This window comes from Acinetobacter sp. ACIN00229 (genome assembly GCF_016106645.1).
GTDB lineage: Bacteria > Pseudomonadota > Gammaproteobacteria > Pseudomonadales > Moraxellaceae > Acinetobacter > Acinetobacter oleivorans.
The window spans coordinates 66,244-88,896 of sequence record NZ_JADWOM010000009.1; the positions used below are offsets into that span (position 1 = coordinate 66,244).

Consider the following 22,653-nt stretch of genomic DNA (forward strand, 5'->3'; position numbering starts at 1 on the left):
AGGGTTGGGATGTTTTGAATATACAATTATCTCGAATTTTAACCTATTGAAACTACTAAGGTTTACAACTTGTTCCAACCACTTACAATCCAAACTAGACTCGGCGGATTCTACTTTTTCTACTATTCCATTGTTGGCACGTTCATGCCTTATTGGAATTTATATCTTCAAGATCAAGGGTTTAATTATCAAGAAATAGGTGTCTTATCATCAATTGCGATTGTAACTCGTTTTTTTGCGCCTTTAGTCTGGGGATGGGTTGCCGATAAATCTGGTAAGCGAATGCTGTTAGTGCGGCTAGCAACTTGGATGGAATCATGTATATGGTTGGCTATTTTTATAGTGCCAAATACGTTTCAATCCATAGCTTTACTCATGCTTATTTTTAGCTTCTTCCAAAATGCTATTTTAGCTCAATTTGAAGGGGTTACTTTATTTTGGTTGGGTGATCAAAAAGCTAAACTTTATGGCAAAATTCGTAAGTGGGGATCTGTTGGATTTATTGTCGGTGTTTTTGTTATTGGTGCACTTCTGGAAATAGTACCTATTTCGATGCTTCCAATTTTATTATTAATTATTGCTTCATTAGCATTTATTTGGTCTTTTACCATTCGAGAACCGGATGGTGCACCTACATCACAGAAAAAGTTAGAGCCTTTACTTCCTGTACTAAAGCGCCCGACAGTAGCTGCATTTTTCACAATTGAATTTATTTTGCTTTTTTCACATGCACCTTTTTATAGTTTTTATAGTAACTTTCTGAAATCTTTGAATTTCAGTACAACTGAAATTGGATTTTTATGGGCAATGGGGGTTTTTGCTGAAATTTTTATGTTTTCAATTGCCTCAAAGATTTTTCAACGTTTTTCGTGGCGTAGTTTAGTCGTTGTGTGTTTGCTAGTGACGAGCATACGTTGGATGCTAGTTGCACTATTTTCACATTACTTTGTTGGGCAGCTTTTTGCACAGTGTTTGCATGCTTTTAGTTTTTGTTTATTTCATTTAATTGCAATGAGAGTTATTTTTCAAAACTTCTCTGCTGGACAGCAAGGGCGTGGACAAGCTCTTTACAGTACCATGTGGGGGCTGGGTGTCGCTTTTGGTAGTGTTCTGGCTGGGTATTTCTGGAAAATTCTTTCTGGTGAACTCATCTTTATGTGTGCCAGCGTGGTTGTACTGTTAGGTTTGTGCTTTGTAATGTGGCTTCCGAAACAAGTCGATTCTTCAGCTGCCTAAGCTTTAGATAATATAAAACAAAGAATTTATATTGAAAAAAGCAAGTAAATATAAAATTGTTTGATGACTTGTTGTAGCACGTTACAGTTGAAAAATATTGTTTTTATATGGTTATGGAACAGTGTTTTTGTCAAAAAATATGCTAACTTAACTTCATGCGTTTAATGATTAATAAATCTATGAAAAATATTTATATTATTGGATTATTGTGGGCTTGTTCTGGTTTAGCTGTGGCAGAAACGGCTATTCAACAGCCAGCCGAACAACCTGTTCGGACTGCAAGTAATCCTAATGCTATACGTATTGTTACGCGTCCTGAAATTATGGGATTATGGGGAATGGAAATTCCAAATAATAAGAAATGTGTGGAATATTATAACTTCCGTAGTAGTAATGATGTAGTGATAAAAAGTGGCCAAGAATGGTCATACGGTTTATATGAATATCAACCATCTGATGACCCTAAAGAGCAGTTAGCTGCTTTAGTGATGCAAATTAAATTTGATAATAATAAAGTAGATTGTTCAGGTCAGAAACAAGATCAAACAGGTGATGTTTCTCAGTATTTTGTACAGTGGAAAAATGACCATACTATCAATTTCTGTTCAACCGCTAAGGGTGAGCAGTGTTTTGCGACTTTACGTAGAGTCCTACCATAAAGTAATGGATATAAAAAAAGCCTCTTACGTATAAGAGGCTTTTTTTATTATGCAGTTTCAGCTTTCTTCTTTTCTTCCAATTGCTTTAACAAGTGCTTTTCAAGGTAATGGATGTCCATTGCTTGAGAACAGAAGCTCTTATCTTGCAAAATGAGATCTTTATGCAGAGGAATGTTGGTTTTAATTCCTGTAAGGATCATTTCATCTAGCGCTTGACGCATACGTGCAAGTGATGTTTCACGGTCTTTACCATGAGAAATCAATTTAGCAATCATAGAGTCATAGTAAGGTGGAATGCTATATTCTGGGTAGATATGAGAATCTAAACGAATACCAGCACCGCCTGGCGCATAGAAACTTTCAATTTTACCTGGTGAAGGTAAGAAAGTTGTTGGATCTTCAGCATTGATACGACATTCGATTGCATGACCATTAACTTTGATGTCTTCTTGTTGAAGCTCTAGTCCTAGGCCGCCTGCAATACGCAACTGTTGTTCAATAATATCAACACCAGTAACCATTTCAGTAACAGGGTGCTCTACCTGAACACGAGTGTTCATTTCGATAAAGAAGAATTCACCATCTTCAAATAGAAATTCAAACGTACCAGCGCCACGATATTGCATTAACTGACATGCATGAACACACGCTTCTAAGATATCAGCTCGAGCTTGCTCTGGTAGATTTGGTGCGGGTGCTTCTTCTAACACTTTTTGGTGACGACGTTGTAATGAACAGTCGCGGTCATATAAATGAATCGCATGGCCATTACCATCACCAAGAACTTGCACTTCAACATGGCGAGGTTTCTGTAAGAAGCGTTCCATGTAAACGGTATCATCACCAAACCACATTTCTGCATCGCGCTGAGCTGCTTGAACTGATTCAAGTAGTGTATCTACACGTTCAACAATACGCATACCGCGTCCACCGCCACCAGATGCCGCTTTAACAATAAGCGGGAAACCGATTTCTTTAGCTTCTGCAAGGGCATTGTGAATGGTTACAGCATGGTCACAACCAGGTACAGTAGGTACACCAGCTTTTTTCATGGCAACAATCGCAGAAACTTTGTTCCCCATAAGGCGAATGTGTTCTGGACGTGGACCAATAAAAGTAAAACCTGAACTTTCTACAATTTCAGCAAATTCAGCATTTTCTGAAAGAAAACCATAGCCGGGATGAATAGCATCGGCACCGGTAATTTCTGCAGCAGTAATAATTGCCGGGATATTTAAATAGCTATCACTACTTGCACCGGGACCAATACATACTGCTTCATCAACAAAACGTAAATGCATCAAATCTTTATCAGCATCTGAATAGATACCAACAGTCTTGATTCCTAATGTTTTGCAAGCCCGGGTAATTCGTAAAGCGATTTCACCACGGTTTGCAATTAAAACTTTTTGCAACATAGACGTCCCCGAGGTAATTACGCGCGATAACGGAATAAAGGTTGACCGAATTGGATTACATCGCCATTTTTCACTAAAATTTCTTCAACCACGCCACTTTGAGTTGCTTCAATTGGGTTCATGATTTTCATTGCTTCAATAATACCCAAAGTTTCACCAGCAGATACAGTTTGACCTACTTTAACGAATGGTGCTTCGCCTGGGCTTGGAGCAGCGTAGAACACGCCAACCATTGGAGAAGTTTCAACTGCTCCACGTGGTGTTTTTGCAACTGGTGCTGCTGCAACAGGAGCTGCCGGAAGTGCTACACCAGCCGCAGCAACGACTGGACTACGGCGAGTTAAAGCGATTGATTGATCACCTTCTTTAACTTCAATCGCTTGCAAGTCAGACTCAATCATTAAATCGATGAGTTTCTTAATTTTGCGGATATCCATGGGCGACTATTCCTAAACTAGTTTGGGTTAGATGGTTGAATTTTTTCAATAGCGTAATCGAGTGCAAAACTATAACCTTTTGCACCAAGACCACAGATCACGCCAATTGCTTTATCGGATAAATATGAATGATGTCTAAATGCTTCTCTTGCATGGACATTCGACAAATGTACTTCAATAAATGGAATGGCAACGCCAAGTAGGGCATCGCGTAGAGCAACGGAAGTATGAGTGAGGGCCGCAGGATTAATAATAATAAGTTTTACACCTTCGGTTTGTGCCTGATGAATACGGTCAACAATGGCACCTTCCCAATTGCTTTGAAAAGTATCTAATGTAATTGATGCGTTTTGAGCTTGGATAACGAGTTGTTGGTTAATATCACCTAAGGTAAGATGACCATATACTTCTGGTTCGCGTTTTCCCAGCAAATTCAAATTCGGTCCATGAATCACCAAAATGGTCGAACTCATTCAGATTGCTCCAGCTTTAAAGTTGCAAATATTCTTTGCAAGATGTCTGCAAAGTTTGCTTATTATGGCATATGTTTCTACAATTTTTTTATAATTTGTTTTAATTGTAGCAGAAAGGGTATACCAAATTCGGCTTATATATTGTAAATTTTGCGATGATTTAGCAATGTTAAAAAATGACAAAATTTCAAGTAATTTAATGAATCTCATTTTAAACTGAATTGACAAAAACAGTTCATGTATTTTGTGTAACGGCTGTAGAATTCTCTCCAATTACAAGTAGCTCATTCCATCGAGTTAGATAGTTTTTTGAACGGTGACATTGTTTCATATGCCAAGCTGGACTACGGGAATGATAACCGACTTGTAGATAGTGACTGCCGAATCGATTACGAACTGTACTTAGAGTTTTCATGAGTTGTTGTCTTTGCTGAATTAACTCAACAGGTTGCCATAAGTCATCAATGTGATGTTGACGGGCATGCAAACCACAAAATAAAACTCCAATCTTAATATATTTTTTATTTTCTTTATATAAAACATCAATTTGTTGCATGGCTGCTTTAGTTAATATGCATAGATCATCTGTTGCATATGTTAAACCTATCGCTTGAGATGATGCTTTTTTATAAGGTGGTTTATCTGTTTTTTCATAAAGCATGACTTGAATACAGGCACACAGCTGTTCTTGTTTCATTAAACGCCGATGAGCACGATTGAGATGAAAGATAAGCGCTTGTTTAATAATCTCAATACTGGATAAAGCTTGAGCGAAACTTCGTGATGCTAAAATTCGTTTTGTTAAGATGGCAGGATCATCAAGTTGGATACAGGATTGGCCTTTTAGCTCACGAATAGTACGTGCCATAACCACAGAGAAAGCTTTTGCTAGATGGTGTTCATTGGCAAAAGTTAAGTCTAGGCATGAATAAATTTCATAGCTTCGTAATTGTTTGACCAATTGGTAGCCAATTCCCCACACTTCTTTGACGGAAGTTTGTTGCATGAGGTCTTCAAGCAGTAGGGGATCTAAGGTAGTGAAATTACAAATTCTATTAAAGCTTTTAATTTTTTTAGCGTAGTGATTGGCTAACTTGGCCTGAGTTTTTGAATATCCGATGCCAATACAGCAAGGTAAGCTTAACCATTTTTCTAGGGTTTCTACCGCTTTGGCACAATGAGAATGGATATCTAGAGATTGAAGATAAGGGGTTAAACGGATAAAGCATTCATCAATAGAATAAGCTTCTAAATCATCGGGTGAGAAGAATTCACCTAAAACCGAAAAAAAGCGACGAGACATCTCAGCATATAAAGTGTAGTTACTTGAATAGACGTGTACGCCTGCTTGGAGAGCTTCTTCTTCAATTTGGTACCATGGGATTGCCATCTTTATACCCATGTTTTTTGCTTCTTCACTGCGTGATACAACACATCCATCATTATTAGAAAGCACGACAACCGGCACGCCAATAAGTTTGGGGTCAAATAGTCGCTCACAACTGACATAACAGTTATTAATGTCTACAAGCGCGTAAATTTCGCGGTGTGAGATGTCCATTCTGACTTGCCCCATTAAAAATGTTCGTAAAACTACATAATTTTGAATATGTAACAAAATCAAGTTAACAAAATTTCTAGTGGAAAGCTAGGGGAGTTCCGACAGTCGGCATTTAGCTAATAAAGGAAAGAAGATAAAACTTTATTTTTTTAGTAAAAAAAAGGAGATCGCGCTGATCTCCTTTTTTGTGAATCATTCTATGTCAGTTTTGATTACCACTTGTGACTATAAGTCACTTTAAGCGTTGCACCATTTGCAACTAAATGGCTGGTGTTATTGCCAGATCTTAGTAGTTGACTATAGAGAGGATAGTACTTGCGGTTAAACATATTTTCTAAACCGATTGTCACAGTGTCTTTTTTGTTAAGCGCAAAACTACTGATTAAATCTGCTGTTGTATACGTTTTTACATCGTAACGGCCAAAACTATTCACACCATTTAAACGGTAATCTTCTGAACCGAAGTAAGTTGCTTGTAGGCGGTTCGTCCAAGTTTCAGTTGGGCTATAAGAAACGTAAGCTGTCAGTTTTAATGGTGGAATACGGAAACCTGTCATGTCCTGTTCTGCACCGTTTTGAGGTTTTTCACGGCCTTTCATCCAAGTAACGCTACCACCAGTTCCCCAAACATTTGCATCATCAAGATAATCAAGTGTTGCCTCAACACCAGTGATTTTCTCTTTAGTTCTAAGCATAACCAAACTATTACTCACTGGCTGCACAGCACCAAGATCAGAAGTAGAGTGGAATACAGCTAAGCTTGGTGAAAAGTTATTGAAGTTTCCTTTCCAGCCAAGTTCGTAGTTATCAACTTTTACAGGCTCTAAGAATGATGACCCAAGGTTAAATCCTGTGTCGGCATTTCGGATGATCACACCGACATCAGGTAACTGAAAGCCTTGATTAAACGATGCATAAATAGAGTTTTGGTCATTTGGAGAGAAGGTCACATTAGCATTGTATAACCATGCATCAGCTTTCACTTTTCCGCCTGGAACAGTGTAAGGGTTAGTCTTGCCTAATTGTGATAATGGAACAAAACTATCAATTTGCGCATAGCTATCTTCATAGCGTGTACCAGCTTCTGCTGACCATTGGTCATTAAAGCGATGTTTTAACTGTACAAAACCACCAACACTTTGCGTGGTGAGTTCAGGTAAATAAATGAGATTGCCAGTTTTTACAAATTCTAGACCACCAGATTGATCATAAATTTTTTGGTCGAAAATATCTAAAGGCATTTCGCTTTTTTCACGGCTGAAGTCACCACCCCAAACCAATGAGGTGTCACCTAGAAACTCAAGTGGTGTGGTCACAGTTAAGCGGCTACCGAGTACGTTATTTTCTTGATAGACCTGATCTACTTGTCCACCGCGTGGACTGACTTTATCTGGGGCAACACGTGCATCAAATGGTGAAAAACGAGTAAAGAAGTCGCGATAATAAATTTGAGCATCAATCTTATTACCAAAAAGGTCTTTATGGTTATAAGTTAAATTGTATATCTGGTTTTCGTTTTTAGTCTGGTCTTTGAGCTTTAAGCCTTTAATTGCTTTTGCCGGTACAGTTCCAGCAGGAGTATTCTTAACGCTTGTGTCAGATGCATAATCTGAGTCTTGCTCGGCATTATAGTAGTTTGCAGCAAATTGTAGATATTGATTGTCATCAATATGGTAACCCAGCTTACCGCCTAAGCTGTAGCCATCGGAATCATAAAGGTCGCCCTGACTTGGTTCAGGTGCAACACGGTCACCACTTGCATCGTATGGGCTACCAATACGTTGATAACCAAAATCGAATGCATAATCAAAGGCGTTAAAGCTGCCTGTGAAATATTGGTGAATATCTCCGCCTAAAGCATCAGAACGGAAATTCGTTAAAGGCGTTTGTAGTCCAATAACGGTTTTTGCTGTAGGTTCACCACCCGCAGCTTTTGTGGTAATTGAAATAATTCCACCCGCAGCACCACCGCCATAAATTGCGTTACTGCCGCGAATCACTTCAATGTTCGCAATACTTTCAGGATCAATTGCTGAAAGTCCGCGTGATGTATCGCGAGTAAGGTTCATTGGCACGCCATCGACCAAGATGAGGGCATTACGACCACGTAAGGTTTGACCATAATCGGTAATAGTTCGGCTTGAGTCCGATAGGCCCGGTACGGCTTTCGCTAAAACAGTCGCAATACTTCCAGATGAACCATTTCTTAAAAGTTCAATTTGTTTTTCATCTAACTTGGTGACTTGTTTGGCAGAGGTAGAGAGTTCATCTGCACGTGAAGCAGTAATTGTAATTGTAGGGAGTGCTTCTGGTTTCTTTTCTGTTTCTGTAGTTTCAGCAGGTGAAGCTGCAAATGCTGAGTTTGAAAGGAAAATGGCTCCGCCAAGTGAAAGAAGTGGAATAATATTTTTAACTTCAGACTTTCTTGTAAAAAGTTTATTACTTTTTATCTTATGTCCCATTATCTCGCCCTGAGAGTGATTTTAAATTGAGCGAATTATAAATAAGAATCATTGTAATTAACAATATTATTAATTGCTTAAAAATAATATATTTGAAATTTATTCAATGAATTAGGGAATAGGTGTCTTTCTCTTTGACCTTTGAATGGCTGCTTTGCCACGACATTCCCATCGACTGAAAAGGTTAGCAACACCTTCAATAATATCGATGCCTTCGACTTTTAAAATTTCATCAAGTTGTTCTAGTCCTTCTAAGCTTTCAATCATAGCAACGACAACCGTTTTGTTTACTGCGTGTTGAACAAAACTAGCTAAATCGTCAATGCCATATCGATTTAACCTTGTCGAATTCAATCCTCTTTGCCCAAGCGGCATATAGTGACAATACTTCACGGCTTCTTGTGCTTGTTGAGCATTTTCAATGCGTGGAAACACAATGCCTGTTACACCTGCATCGAGCAGAGGTAAAACTAGGTGGTTAGCGTTATTCAGGAACGAGAAGAAAGCATTGAGAAGGCTAAGTTTCTGTTTATTTTGTTAAAAATCATAAAATAACTGAGATTTATATCACATTCAATTAAGATAAATTCATCTGATTCAATTTTATATTAATCAGTATGTTGGGAAATTCAAGGTTGAATTTTTTAGTTTGAGTGATTTGAATTGATTTTACTGTGTAAAAAAAATGAAGAGTTGTTAAGGTAATGTAATTTTCTAATATTGAATGTAAATAATAATAATTATCATTTGTATTTGCAATTAAATGTGGATATTCTCCATTGGTATTTATCCCTCCACAGAGTAATCCTGATGAGATCAATCACAAATAAAATTGCCTTGCAGCATTTAGTGAACTCATATTTACAAGAAACAGGTCATGGACGTTTTCTCTCTTTAACAGAACAATCCCCTCATTTAACAGAAAGAGGTAAGGGCAAAGTTTTACTGAGTATCCCTTTACACGCAATTAATGGGTTTCTTTATGCACCGATTGAATATTTCAGTCAGGTGGGGCGACACCGTTTTGTTGACTTGCCGTGGGTTGAGCGAGAAGGCCAATATCTAGCACTTAGCCCCGTAAATATTGCGTCAAATCTACTGGAAAATTTAATTGAACAATCCAAAGCTCAGCAACTTGATGCATCTTCATTGCTGGAATGTTGGATTCAGAGTCACAGAGCACTGCAGCAATTTCTCAGTCATCGTGAACCAGATTTTGATCAGATTATAGCAAAACAGCAAAATTTTATTCAGAGTGAACAGGCATTGGTACTTGGTCACAGCATGCATCCTTCACCCAAAAGTCGTCAGGGTTTTGTACAGGATGACTGGAAGATTTTTTCACCTGAAACACAAAATACCTTCAAAATGCAATTTCTATATGTGCACCCAGAACATATTGTTTCGGACAATGCACATAAAATTGATATTCCCACACAGTTCAAACATGATTTAGAACCATATTTCAATACGTTTCACCGCGCAAAAATAGCCCAATTTCCTGATTATGCCTTGTTGCCTTTACATCCATGGCAGGCACGTTATCTAAAGGATAAGGAATGGTATCAACAGCTTTTACATGAAGAGAAATTGATTGATTTTGGCGCATTAGGCTGGGACGTCAAGGCAACAACTTCAGTACGTACATTGTACAGTGAGCAATCACCTTGGATGTTCAAGGCATCTATGACTGTGGCTGTGACTAATTCAGTTCGGGTCAATCTGTATAAGGAATGCCATCGTGGTTTGTTGAGTTATCAGCTGTGGCATGATGATTGTCTAAGTGAATTCAGGCAGCGCAATCCGAACCTTCAAGCTTTGAGTGACCCTGCTTGGATTGCATTGAAATTTGATGGTCAAGTACTAGATGAAACTATCTGTATTTTGCGTGAAAATCCATTTAAGGTCAGTGATGATGTGACTTGTATTGCTTCATTGTGTCAGGATCATCCTGTATTGGCAAAAAATCGTTTCAGTGAAATTTTTGCAGATATTTCAAAACAAACAGGTCAGTCTCAGTCACAAGTTGCCTTGCTATGGTTTGATCGCTTCCTAGAAATGACCATTCTGCCATTGATGGAGTTGTATCATGAATATGGAATGGCTTTTGAAGCACATCAACAGAATACCTTGATTGAACTGGAACAGGGTATGCCTAAAACAGTATGGTTTAGGGATAATCAAGGATTTTACTATATCCGTGAGCTTGCCACAGAAATTTTGAAACATTATCCAACATTGGCAACAGATGGTCAGGCAGTGTGCCCATTGTCACTCGTGGATGAACGTTTCCGTTATTACTTTATTGGTAATACTTTATTTGGTCTGATTAATGCCATAGGTATGACTGGCGTTGTTCAAGAGCAACAATTAATTGAAATGCTGCAATCCTACCTGTTGCAGGCCTATCAGAAATATCCTGAAAGCAATTTATTAAAGACTGTTTTACATCATGAAACTTTCCCTTATAAGGGTAATATGATGACACGTCTGTATGAACTGGATGAGTTACAAGCTGATATTTCTCAGCAATCAATTTATGTTGATTTAAAAAATCCACTTTATGTTAGACAAGTTATTGAGGAGGCCGACTATGCTTGATTTTATCGGTGTTGGTCTGGGGCCCTTTAATCTAAGTCTTGCTGCGTTGGTGAATCAGCATGCCTCATTGAAGTATTGTTTCTTTGAAAAACGAGAAAATTTTGATTGGCATGCAGGATTACAACTACCCGGTGCGATGTTGCAGGTCCCTTTTATGGCTGATTTGGTCAGTCTGGTTGAACCGACAAGCCCTTATAGCTTTCTGAACTATTTAAAAGCACAGCAACGTCTCTATAAGTTTTATTTCCGTGAGAATCTGTATATTCCACGCAAAGAATATAACCATTATTGCCAGTGGGTCGTACAACAGTTGCATGATCTACATTTTGGTCAGCGAGTGGTGGATGTTGCTCCAATCTCTGGAGGTTTTCAGGTGATTGCTGAACAGTGTGGACGATTGTCCATTCATCAGACCCGTAAACTGGTATTGGGGGTGGGAACGGTGCCGCGATTACCCAAACCATTACAAACAATTTCAGAACAAACCGCATCTTGTCTGCACTCTTCCAGCTATCTACAGCAGTGTGCTGATAATCTTTCTGGCAATGTGGTACTGATTGGCTCTGGTCAGTCTGCGGCGGAAATTTTTATTGATTTATTTGATCAGCAGATTTCATCAGAAACAGGCAAGCCCAGATTCCATTTATATTGGTTGACTCGCTCCGCAGGTTTTTCACCCATGGAAAATACACCATTGGGTCTGGAAAGTTTCAGTCCAGATTACATGCGTTATTTCTACCATTTACCAGAAGCTCTCAAGGATACTCTGCCAACAGCACAAGCCCACTTGTACAAGGGAATCAGTAGTAGAACTATTCAGGAAATCTATGAACGCCTTTATCACCGTAGTATTGGGCAAGCGGATACGTGTGTGACTATTGCTGGCAACTATCAATTGGAGAATGCACAGTTACTTGGTCCGAATAATATTCAACTTGAGTTTTTACAGATTCAGCAACAGCAGATGTTGAAACTCAGAGCAAGTACCGTGATTGCAGCAACGGGTTATCAATATCCTGCACAGACATTTCTGAATAAGCTAAATGACAGGATTGTATTAGATACCCAGCAACGCTGGAAAATTAGTGAGCATCATCAACTGCAGTATCAGGGGGATGGTGAGATTTATGTACAAAATACCAGTCTCCAACATCATGGCGTTGGTACTCCAGATCTGGGATTGGGTGCATTCCGTTCCGCACGGATTGCCAATCAGATTCTGAAAGAAAACTATTTTGATGTAGACGGGAAACAAGGCTTTCAGGATTTTCAGCTTGATAATCAGGCCCTGACGACTGAATTCCAGATAAATAATTCCCGAACAAATACAGTCATGCCGCATCCCTCTGGGAAAACCGATGATCAGTATTTAAAAGTCATGAGCAAATAACACAGGGGACAGGAGATGGCTGAACAGCCACAATCACTGTTGCAAGTAGAAAATCCTGTATCTACAGAGTTACAACGTTGGGTGATGATCTGTGTGATGTTGGGGACTGGCACCGTCAGTATAAACAACAGTAGTTTTAACCCCGCTATTCCTCAGTTGATGCATGATTTTCAGATTAATGAAACAGCAGTTAGCTGGGTCATGGTTATTTTTCTGCTGAGCATGAGCCTGAGTCTATTGCTTACAGGTTATTTGAGTCAGAGATTTGGTAAACGTCAGGTATATCTGACTGCGCTGACAGTCTTTGGTTTGAGCTCACTATATGGTGCTTTTGCAGGGCATTTTGAAACTGTACTGCTGGTTCGTGCCTTACAAGGCTTTTCAAGTGGATTGATGATCCCTCTGTCACTGGGAATTATATTTATGGTAACTCCGCGTGCGCAGCGGGGCAGTGCTACGGGATTATGGGGTGCCATGATCATGCTGACTTTGGCATGTGGACCCATGCTGGGTGCACTGGTTTTGGTGTGGTGGAACTGGCAGACCTTATTTTTATTGAATGTTCCCTTGGCGATCTGTGCATTAGTGATGGGGTTACGGTGGTTGCCCTCACAGCAGACTAAGGTGAAATTGCTTCGTTTTGACTGGGGTGGTTTTGTAATGCTTGCTGTGGGTATTGTAGCGTTGCTACTCAGCTTGAGCGGAATCCAGCAGTTGAGTGATATCCAAACGCCTGAGTTTCTTCTGTTGTTCAGTATAGGCATTGCGGCATGTTCTGGCTTTTTCTGGTTTAGTCGTAATAAGCCCAATGCTTTAATTGACTGGCAACTGTTTACCAGTAGTGGTTTTAACTACAGTGTGATTATTTCAGTTGTGCATACCATCGGACTGTTCATTACCTTACTCCTGATCCCACTACTATTACAGAATACTTTAAAACTCAGTCCAGTGTGGACAGGGTTGATTCTGATGAGCAGTGCACTGACCACCAGTCTATGTAGTCAATGGGCGGGTAAATATCTCGATCAACATGGTGCACGACAATTAATCTGTTTTGGTCTTCTGTTGACTGTTGCTGCATTTGCTGGTCTGGCATTGATTCCTGGCACACATGTTATATCCCTAATGTTTTGTATGATCTTGCATGGGCTGGGATTTGGTTTGTCCTATATGCCAGCGACAACAGCTGGGTTAAATAGTCTGGAAGATCAGGAACTGGTGACTCAGGGAGCAGCTGTTAATAACTTACTGCGCCGGATCTGCGCTGCAATTGCTGTCGTGATTGCTGCACTCTATCTGCAAATTCGTACACACAATATTTCATATTCACCAGAACTTGCAATTGCTCAAATTCATGCAATAAGGGAACTGTTTTTGATCTGTGCAGGAGTGATGCTGTTGGCGTTACCCGCTGCATGGAGGTTTCCGAGACAAAAGCAAGCGGATGTTTTGGTTCAAAATCAATAAAGGTAAAAATAATGGGCAATTTACATCCAGCACTTTCCACGACTACACATTCTGTGAATGCAAGCACTTTGGCTTGGCAACAGCCTGATCAAGCCACAATGAAAAAAGTTGAACAGCGTGTGATCAAACAATTACTACAGGCATTAATTTATGAAGAGGTGATTCCAGCCCAGTTTGAGGATGGTGTTTTTTATATAGATGTGATCAATCCACAAGGGCAATCAGTACGTTACATAGCTGCAGGACAGCGACATCTCAGTTTTGGCCTAGTGCGCATGAATGCAACAGATGTCATCCGCGAAGATCATCAGGGAAAGAAAACGGTTGCACAATTAAATTTAGTCATTGATGAGGTCATCCGAAGTATTCCACAGGCAGCCCAGATTGATGGTTTTATCAGTGAGTTGAAGCGAACTTTTATTCATGATGTGCAGTCTCAGCACTGTCAGAATGAGTATGCATTGCCAGCAGCACAATATAGTTATGATGTGCTGGAAACTTATCTGATGGATGGCCATCCCTATCATCCTTGTTATAAATCCCGAGTGGGTTTTAATCTGCAGGATAATCTGAAATATGGGGTGGAATATGCACAACCTATTCATTTGGTGTGGATTGCAGTACATCAGTCCATATTTTCTCATAACGCATCTAGTCATTTAAATGCAGATGATTTCTTGCAGCAGCAGTTGACTGAACAGGATCAGCAAGAGTTTACAAAGGTTTTGGGGCAGCAAAAAAATGCAGATGAGTATATTTGGTTACCTGTTCATCCATGGCAATGGGAAAATACTATTGTGCATGTGTTCTTTAAGGAAATTGCTGAACAGAAGATTGTTTATCTGGGACGAGGGGAATATGCCTATATTGCTCAGCAGTCACTGAGAACACTAACCAATTTACAACATCCTGAAAAGCCTTATATCAAAATGTCCATGAGTCTGACAAATACCTCAAGCTCACGGATATTGGCCACACATACAGCAATGAATGGGCCATTAATTACAGATTGGCTACAGGGTTTAAAAAAGAACAGTGAAATTGCCCAAAAATTGGATTTTGATATTCTTGGCGAAGTACATGCCTCAGCAGTAGATTTCACTCGTCTGCCTGCATCACATGCCAAACAGGCGTATGGAACTATTGCTAGTCTGTGGCGTGAAAGTGTTCAGCAGTATCTAAAATCTGGTGAAGACGCTATTCCTCTGAATGGAATTGGTCATGTCCAGCAGGATGGGAAGCTACTGATCGCACCTTGGCTGGATCAGTATGGTGTGGATGCATGGGTTGGACAATTGCTGTCTGTGGTCATTCAACCAATTCTATATTTACTCTTTGCTGAAGGAATTGGAACTGAATCGCATGGGCAGAATATTATTTTGGTTCATCGTAATGGCTGGCCAGTCCGGATCATTTTAAAGGATTTTCATGATGGGGTACGCTTCAGTCCTGATCATCTGACTCATCCAGAAGCTTTTCCTGCCTTGCATGCATTACCCGCGGAACATGCGAAAGCTAATCGCATGTCATTTATTCTCACGGATGACCTAAATGCGGTGCGGGATTTTAGTTGCGCTTGTCTATTCTTTGTTGCATTGAGTGATATCGCGATAACACTACAACAGCAGCTTGGCTTTAGTGAACAGGTCTTCTGGCAAAAAGCAGCAGATATTATTCATCATTTTCAGCAGCAATATCCCGAACACCAGTCACGCTATGCTGTGTTTGATGTCTTTGCAGAGCAATATTGTATTGAATCGCTAACCCGCCGCCGCTTATTCGGTGATGGTGATGTGCAGATGCGTTATGTCAATAACCCTCTGTTCCATTTTCGTCAGCCTGTTTAGGGGGATAAACGAATGAATACCATGGTATTTTCACCTGCCGTTTCAGGGCAGGAGATATTGATGGATTTGGTTAATAGTCTACTTGCTGAGCAATATATTTCAGAATCGGAAATCCTGACAAAAGATCAGGCTCAACGACTATGCAAACAAAGATTTCAGCATAGCTTTGAAATACTTTTCGACAGTTATACAGTTGGGGAGCATTTTGCAGTTTTATTTAATTCTGCACAGACTGAGTGTTTGATTCTACCGCTGAAACAGGGTTTGAAACAGCTTTGGCAGATGTATGTTGGAGCATCGATCTGTAAGCTTAGCTTGGACGAAGCACAGGGTTATCATGTTCAGAAACTAAATGCATTGCAGTTATTTGACTTCATGCAGCAATTACACTGCTTCAACTCTGCTGATAAAACAAAACTGGCAGATTTTCGTGCAGATTTAAAACAGGCAATGCAGCATGCAGAATTGTCTCAGCAACATCAACTATCCTCTTCACATTGGTTAACGCAGCATCCCGCAGACTTATTTATACAGCTGGAGCAGTATGCCGCTTTGCGGGATCGACCCTATCATCCGCTGGCCAAATTAAAGGACGGTTTTAGTCCCGATGAATATCAGTATTTCAGTCCTGAATTTGCTCAGGATATGAATGTTCACTGGGTTGCAGTAAATAAAGAAAAGTTGGTCTATGGGAAGGATGTTACTGAGATCAGCAGACAGCAACCTGCGCGTATTTTTCTGAATGCGGAACAATTCCTGATATTGAAACAGGAGTACGATGAAAAAGCGCTGGGGGATAATTATTTGGCAATTCCCCTACATGCGTGGCAGTTCAAGCATGTGCTGTCCGACAAATTTTCTGAAGAGTTGCGCCATAAGGATATTATCCCCTTAGCGTTCCAGTCTAGTGGCTGGTACGCCAGTTCGTCATTAAGAAGTCTACTTTCAGCGACACAGCCACAGGATAGCCTAAAATTACCGCTTGCAGTTAAGTCACTGGGTTCATTGCGTTTTTTACCAATTGTAAAAATGATCAATGGACAAAAGAATCAGCAACTGTTGCAGCTTGCTAAGCAAAAAGATGAGGTATTAAAAAGACGTTTATGGTTATGTGATGAAAATCAATGGTGGGCTTATCTTCCAGAGCAACAAGACAATTTAACACCAGATAATATAATGCTGTTCAACGAACGACCGATGCATCTCTCTGCACAGCGCCGAAGAATTCCTGCTGAGTTGTTACAAGCACCTTATCAGATTATTCCTATGGCTAGCTTAGGGCAACTAATGGATGGGCAGGGATGTGTATTTGATTTGATTCTAAAATGGCAGAATTTAACTGTTACACCACAGCATATCTGCAATACTTTTGCTGCATTATGCCGTGATTTCTTTGAGGTAAATTTGCGCCTGTTCCGTCTTGGTTTGATGGGCGAAATTCATGGTCAAAATATTTGTATTGTACTGGAACAGGGGCAGTTCGCTGGTTTTATGCTCCGCGACCATGATTCTGTCCGTATTTATCAGCCGTGGATGCAGCAGCAGGGCCTGCCTGATCCTGAGTACCTGAGTCCACATGATTTTCGTATTACGCTGTATCACGACAGCGTGAAAAGTTTGATTCTCTATCTGCAGACACTCGGTATACAGGTCAATCTGGCCAGTATCTTGGAAACCGTTGCAGAGTTCTATCAGATCGACTCGGCAGATTTATGGCGCGTATTGGCTCAGCAGTTACAGCAAGCGCTGGATGATGTGCCATTTACGGATACAGCCCGCGCTGAATTAAAGCACATCCTGTTTGATAGTGAGTTGTGGCCATATAAGCAACTAATCCGTCCGCTACTTGAGCAAGATAATCGGGTGGGAAGTATGCCAAGCAGTATGGGAACTGTGCCGAATGTATTCAGGAGTGTTGTTTAATTTCATGAATAGAGAAAACTCAGGTGTGCAGTCACAGATTGAAGTATTGAATATTGAGTCTGATTTTAAAATGACAGAATCTGATATACCAGTACTTAGACAGTTGCTGGCTGAACGCTTGAATATTCAATTTGATGTGTTGCCTGTAGAGGAACAGCAGATACTGAGTTTTACAGATCTGCTAAATCCCTCTGCATGTCTGACAGCATTAAATGATTTTGGTTCCCGCGTGGGTGCAGTGAGTTTAACCTGCGCTACATCCATGTTCATTAAATATTGGGCTGTTCCTCTGTTATTTCCATATTTTTATGCCGTGACTTCTGAGGAAATTGATTTGCCATGGGAAATATCTTGTATTTCCACAGTATTGCCTCCTGACTGGTATTGGGACAGAACACTGCATCTGATTAATCTGCCTCAATTACAGCATGGAATCAGTAGAAAACAGCAATCTTTTGAAGGATATGTGCGATTCATACTAGATGACTTGCAAAAGTTATTTGATGTCCTCGCCCGTATAGGGAAAGTACAGAAATTTTTGTTGTGGGAAAATACTGCGTTACGAATTCTACAATTTTACGACATGATGAACAGAAAAGGTGGGAGCCAAGCTTTACTCAGCCGTATCCAGTTTCAACGGCAGTTTTTGATAGATTTACCTGCAGCTGATCTGGGCCTAAAACAGAACCCATTTTATTTACTGGATCAGAGTCGGCAGCAATCGTCGACGACCTATCAACGTAAAAAATGCTGCTTTTATTTTCAGTTACCTGAAGCACAAAAAGAATATTGTGCAAGCTGTCCATTACTGAGACAGGATGAACATAGAGGTCAATACTCATGCAAGACCAGTTAAATAATTTAATCCAGAGCTATGTAGGTATTGCCAGCTCAACTATTGGTCATGTACTGGACCAAGGGCATTTACCACAGATTCATGCGATTAACCAAATTGGACATGTTGTGGGTCGAGTGCGTACGGCGACATTGCATTCAGTCAATGGTATGGCACTGCGTCAGGCTTTGCTGAACAGCCAACCGGGTGATGTACTGGTCATTGATGCACGTCAGTTGGAACATCGTGCCTGTTGGGGAGAACAGCGACATCGCGCTGCCATATATCATCAACTTGCCGCTGTAATCATATTGGGTGCAGTAACGGATGTAACTGCTTTAAGAAACATGAAGGTCCCCGTTTTTGCTTCATCGGTAAGTTGTCTGACTACTCGTCAGCAGGGAGAGTGTGTGATGGAGTTTGACCAGCAAATACAGATGGGAGATACCTCTATTTCCTCTGGTGACTTAATGGTTGGAGATGCCGATGGTGTATTTATTTTGAATCCAGATATTGCCCGTCATCATCTTGAGCAGTTTCAGCAAATGGAAATCCAAGAACGGCAGAAACGGGACCAGTTTTTTAGCGAACATTCAGCACAGGATTATTACCACTTTACTGCATCTGCATGAAATTGAATTGAGTAAATATTTATGATGACATTATCTTCACAGCTGTTGGATGAGTTCCATTACGAGGAAAGAGGAATAGCTTATGGATTAAGAGCTGTGCAACTTCCACAGGATTTTCCATTATTGTATAAATGGATGCATGAACCTCATGTGATTCCTCAGTGGCAACTGAATAAACCAGAGCTTGAACTGGCAGTTTATTTTGAAAAGATGATTTGTGATGATCATCAGCGGTTATTTATTATTACGATTGAACATACAGACGTCGGTTATCTTGAGATATATGAAGCCAAGCGCGATCGACTGGCACTTTATTATGATGCTGATGACTCTGATCTGGGCTGGCATATTTTACTCGGTGAAAAACATGTGCTTGGGCAAGGGCATTTCAGAGCTGTCATGCGCATGATGAGTTATTTTATTTTTGAAAATACAGCTGCCAGTAAAATTGTGGGGGAACCGGATGAAAATGTAAAATCTTATGCCTATATTGCAGAAGATATCGCTTACCAAGCGCAGAAAAAAATAAAGATGTTAGAAAAAACAGCAGTTCTATATCATTGTTATCGAAATGAATTTTACTTACGCTGTGGAAGTTATCGGCAACGTAATGGGCTAAATGAATCAGAAATGAGAGTGCAGTAAAATATAATAAATCAATAACTTAAATATTTTGTTTCGAATAGGCAGGACCAGTTTGATATACAGCATCATTTTTCATAATCATATGCTCTTACATACCATCTTAATTCTTGATCGATTAAAGAATGAGGGGCAAGTTTTTTGGGAAAAACCATGATCTACAGAACTGTACTAAAAAATAAAAAAGCTATTGGTAATGCTGGTTTATATTTTCATCGTTCCTAGTGCTGTATATCTTTTTATGCAGGAAAAGGAACGAATATTTTTATTAGGAATATACTAGGTTCTGTACGAGAAGATGATAGAAATAGTCTTAAAGCCAAAATTTGAGAGAAGAAAGGTAAGTAAATTGAAATCAAGAGTGCTGAGGTTTTATTAAGAGGTGTAGGGGAAAATGTTTTAATCCAATATACATCTAAAGCTAAAGATCAAAATGGAAATATTATCTCTATCAAAGTGAAAGTAAAAATTCCAAATGATTCACTTTTAATTATACGAAGATCGCCTGATAAAAATAATAATAGATTTTATATTATTTGAAGAGCTAAGCCAAAAATTTACTAATCTTGATAAATCAGACTGTTAAAAAAAGTCGAATTTTAATATCTGTATTTCTCTCTAATAGAGTAAGAGAGGCTACATGAAATTGTGAAAGATTGATTGATAATCAACCGTTAAACGTGACAAATCATTAAAAAAGCCCAGACACTAGGGTTGGACTTTTTATTAAATAATAAGGCGTATTATGTTGATTTTAGAAAATTTAGAACAGTCCCTCCCAGCCCTAAATTTAATAATCTATAGTGTAACTTAGCACAAAAGTACGACCTTCAGCTGGGATTGCTAACAATGAGTTAGCATTGGTTACTGCTGCTTGTTGAGCGAATACAGTTTTATATTGATTTCCCCATAGATTATAGACACCAAAGTCCACACGACCTTTCGCCATAGGAAAATGTGCTAATACATCCATGGTTGTATAACCTTTAATCTCTGCTGCGCTATTACTATCACTCAGTCCAGCTGATTTTAACTCTAGATCGTCTTTATAGGCTTTATCAGTTCCTTTGATTGCAAGCATTTGAGCACGTACACCATAGCCTTCTGTATTATTCCATTCAGCAAACAACGTACCTTTCATTGGTGAAACTGCAAAAGCATTTAACTCATGCCAATTATTGGCCTCATCCTTGTACTGACCTCTTGTATAACCTAAAGTCCCACCTACCTTATAATTTTCCATGAATGGGTAACTTACTGTTGCTTCAGCCCCATAAACTCGCTGGTCGGTATCAACAACATTTACAGAGCGATCCGAGTTAAATTGAACGACTTTATCAGAAGTATTATAAAAACCTGTTAGGCCCAAATTTAAACCTTTATCTTGGTTCAAGCGCCAGCCTATTTCATAGCTATTCACAGTGATCGGAGCAATACCAGACGTAGTTAAGGTATATGCTGCAACATCACGTAATACACGTTGCACATCTGGATAACTGTAGCCTTGTGAAAAGTTAGCATAGACTTGCTGAGCATCATTGAGTTTATAGACAGCACCTAGGTTAAACAGGAATTTATCTGAATCTGTAGAGTCTGCAGCCATTAATGTATATGGCTTACGTGCAGTTAAATAGCTGTCTGTGTCCGCTTGAACATATTGGTAACGCACTCCAGCTTGAATATTAAGCTGATCTGTTACTGCATAGTCCCCTTGTATAAAGGTGGCAATATTCTGAATTTCAGTATCTGGTCCTGAACCTTGTTTTTCTCCAGTTGGGGTATAAACTAAACCATTATTGCTTGGCATGTAGTAGTCAGCCCACTGATGATCTTTTTCCCAGTCATAGTCTAAGCCATAAGTTAGTTTTAAATCACGGTCAGCGACTACAAGATCAGACTGTAAAGTTGAACGAATACCTGCATAATCCACATTTGATTGACTTTGCTTTACACTAACACCGTCAGCTGAATAACCATATGGTACAAAGCGTGACTTCTCCTTTCGATAGTAAGCTTCCACATTCAGAACTTGACCTAAGAAATCCTGATTTTGGTACTGTGTATTAAAAGCATAACGTTCAGTAAACGGCTGATTATCTAAGCTCCAACCTTTGACAGCTTTGTAAGATGGATCTGTTTTTGTGAGTAAATAAGAATAATCAGGCCCATATTCTGTATCTTGCTCATCTTTATAATACTGAGCACCAAAACTAAGAGTCTGATTATCTGTTAAATTAAAGTTAACACGGCCATTCACATCAATGGTGTCGGTATCCATAGTGCTACCCTGCCAAGGGCTTAATGAAATACGATCCCCATTACCATCAAATTGAGAGCCTCGCTTGGTATAGTCTATGCCAAGAAAACCGTCGACTTTATCATTTGCAAATGAAGCCGTTTGGCCAACTTGATAAGCCAGACTATCACCGCGGAAATTATCGGCCGATGTCACACCTAATTTTGTTTGAAAGCTAATAGGCTTAGACTTGTCAGCACGTTTGGTAATAATATTAATAATTCCGCCAGTCGCACCTGAACCATAGATACTGGTCGCACCTGAAACTACCTCAATATGATCAATCATATTTGGGCTAATACTATTCAACTGACGTGCTACATCACGTGAACCCGTTTGTGATACGCCATCAATCATCACTAGTACATTACGTCCACGCATAGTTTGACCATAATTACTACTCGTTCCACTGCTTGGTGCTAAAGATGGAACTAGTTGTGCCAAAACATCTGCAACTTTACGACCTGGACCAGCCTGTTGCGCAATCTCATCAGCAGAAATGGTTTGAACTGTTCCCGCAATTTCAGAAATGCTTTTGGGTGTACGTGTCGCTGTTATCACAATTGTCGGAAGTTTAGCTTCAGCATTTTGTGATTCAGTAGTTGTTTTAATTGAATCATCGGCATAAAGATGGGTACAAATTGCTGTTGTAAGTAAGCAAAGACTGAAGTGTGACAAGCGCATTTTTATTCCCAATCAGTAAGTATTAATATTAATGCAAATAGTAGTCATTACCATTATGAATGTAAATAGTAGTCATTACTATTATAGATG

The 22,653-nt window shown here is 39.6% G+C and carries 16 protein-coding genes and 1 pseudogene; 10 read left to right on the forward strand and 7 right to left on the reverse strand.

The window, feature by feature from the left end:
- The first annotated feature begins 69 nt into the window (after positions 1 to 69).
- Both I7H67_RS10075 and I7H67_RS10080 read left to right on the forward strand, forming a co-directional pair.
- The gene (locus tag I7H67_RS10075; RefSeq protein ID WP_198307756.1) at positions 70 to 1,236 is read left to right on the forward strand and encodes an MFS transporter; all 1,167 of its coding nucleotides are present in this window, start codon (positions 70 to 72) and stop codon (positions 1,234 to 1,236) included.
- A 155-nt stretch (positions 1,237 to 1,391) separates the two neighbouring features.
- Positions 1,392 to 1,895 carry a hypothetical protein gene (locus I7H67_RS10080; protein ID WP_198307757.1) on the forward strand — a complete coding sequence of 168 codons (504 nt, stop codon included), beginning with the start codon at positions 1,392 to 1,394 and terminating at the stop codon, positions 1,893 to 1,895.
- Between the two features lie 47 nt (positions 1,896 to 1,942).
- Here the strand turns inward: I7H67_RS10080 and accC are convergent, their stop codons facing one another.
- From accC to I7H67_RS10110, 6 genes and pseudogenes are all read right to left on the reverse strand, one after another.
- Positions 1,943 to 3,313: an acetyl-CoA carboxylase biotin carboxylase subunit gene (gene accC, locus I7H67_RS10085; protein ID WP_004791764.1), complete on the reverse strand. Its 1,371-nt coding sequence runs from the start codon at positions 3,311 to 3,313 to the stop codon at positions 1,943 to 1,945.
- A 17-nt stretch (positions 3,314 to 3,330) separates the two neighbouring features.
- Positions 3,331 to 3,750: an acetyl-CoA carboxylase biotin carboxyl carrier protein gene (locus tag I7H67_RS10090; RefSeq protein WP_004791766.1), complete on the reverse strand. Its 420-nt coding sequence runs from the start codon at positions 3,748 to 3,750 to the stop codon at positions 3,331 to 3,333.
- 17 nt (positions 3,751 to 3,767) lie between these two features.
- A complete protein-coding gene (gene aroQ / locus I7H67_RS10095; protein WP_004791768.1) occupies positions 3,768 to 4,223 on the reverse strand; it encodes a type II 3-dehydroquinate dehydratase in 456 nt (151 codons plus the stop codon).
- Between the two features lie 235 nt (positions 4,224 to 4,458).
- Complete coding sequence (locus I7H67_RS10100) at positions 4,459 to 5,784, reverse strand: Y-family DNA polymerase (RefSeq protein ID WP_198307758.1); 1,326 nt, start codon at positions 5,782 to 5,784, stop codon at positions 4,459 to 4,461.
- Between the two features lie 212 nt (positions 5,785 to 5,996).
- A complete protein-coding gene (locus I7H67_RS10105) occupies positions 5,997 to 8,246 on the reverse strand; it encodes a TonB-dependent receptor (RefSeq protein ID WP_198307759.1) in 2,250 nt (749 codons plus the stop codon).
- Positions 8,247 to 8,373: 127 nt separating this feature from the next.
- Positions 8,374 to 8,732, reverse strand: a pseudogene (locus tag I7H67_RS10110) (aldolase/citrate lyase family protein); the annotation flags it as partial.
- Positions 8,733 to 9,056: 324 nt separating this feature from the next.
- Here I7H67_RS10110 and I7H67_RS10115 point away from each other — a divergent pair.
- From I7H67_RS10115 to I7H67_RS10150, 8 genes are read left to right on the forward strand one after another with little or no spacing between them, the layout of a single operon-like run.
- Positions 9,057 to 10,847: an IucA/IucC family protein gene (locus I7H67_RS10115; protein ID WP_198307760.1), complete on the forward strand. Its 1,791-nt coding sequence runs from the start codon at positions 9,057 to 9,059 to the stop codon at positions 10,845 to 10,847.
- Entirely contained in the window at positions 10,840 to 12,237 is a 1,398-nt protein-coding gene (locus I7H67_RS10120) for a lysine N(6)-hydroxylase/L-ornithine N(5)-oxygenase family protein (RefSeq protein WP_151821525.1), read from the forward strand. Before I7H67_RS10115 ends, I7H67_RS10120 begins: the two co-directional genes overlap by 8 nt.
- 15 nt (positions 12,238 to 12,252) lie before the next feature.
- Entirely contained in the window at positions 12,253 to 13,704 is a 1,452-nt protein-coding gene (locus I7H67_RS10125) for an MFS transporter (RefSeq protein WP_198307761.1), read from the forward strand.
- An 11-nt stretch (positions 13,705 to 13,715) separates the two neighbouring features.
- Positions 13,716 to 15,551, forward strand: a complete 1,836-nt coding sequence (locus tag I7H67_RS10130; protein WP_198307762.1) for an IucA/IucC family protein — start codon at positions 13,716 to 13,718, stop codon at positions 15,549 to 15,551.
- A 12-nt stretch (positions 15,552 to 15,563) separates the two neighbouring features.
- On the forward strand, positions 15,564 to 17,474 hold the full coding sequence (locus tag I7H67_RS10135) for an IucA/IucC family protein (RefSeq protein WP_198307763.1): 1,911 nt from the start codon (positions 15,564 to 15,566) through the stop codon (positions 17,472 to 17,474).
- Positions 17,452 to 18,330, forward strand: a complete 879-nt coding sequence (locus I7H67_RS10140) for a (2Fe-2S)-binding protein (RefSeq protein WP_151821522.1) — start codon at positions 17,452 to 17,454, stop codon at positions 18,328 to 18,330. Before I7H67_RS10135 ends, I7H67_RS10140 begins: the two co-directional genes overlap by 23 nt.
- On the forward strand, positions 18,315 to 18,941 hold the full coding sequence (locus I7H67_RS10145; protein ID WP_198307764.1) for an RraA family protein: 627 nt from the start codon (positions 18,315 to 18,317) through the stop codon (positions 18,939 to 18,941). The genes I7H67_RS10140 and I7H67_RS10145 overlap by 16 nt, the downstream gene beginning before the upstream one ends.
- 21 nt (positions 18,942 to 18,962) lie before the next feature.
- Positions 18,963 to 19,586: a GNAT family N-acetyltransferase gene (locus I7H67_RS10150; RefSeq protein ID WP_198307765.1), complete on the forward strand. Its 624-nt coding sequence runs from the start codon at positions 18,963 to 18,965 to the stop codon at positions 19,584 to 19,586.
- A gap of 787 nt (positions 19,587 to 20,373) precedes the next feature.
- Here I7H67_RS10150 and I7H67_RS10155 read toward each other — a convergent pair.
- On the reverse strand, positions 20,374 to 22,563 hold the full coding sequence (locus I7H67_RS10155; RefSeq protein ID WP_198307766.1) for a TonB-dependent receptor: 2,190 nt from the start codon (positions 22,561 to 22,563) through the stop codon (positions 20,374 to 20,376).
- Between the last annotated feature and the right edge of the window lie 90 nt (positions 22,564 to 22,653).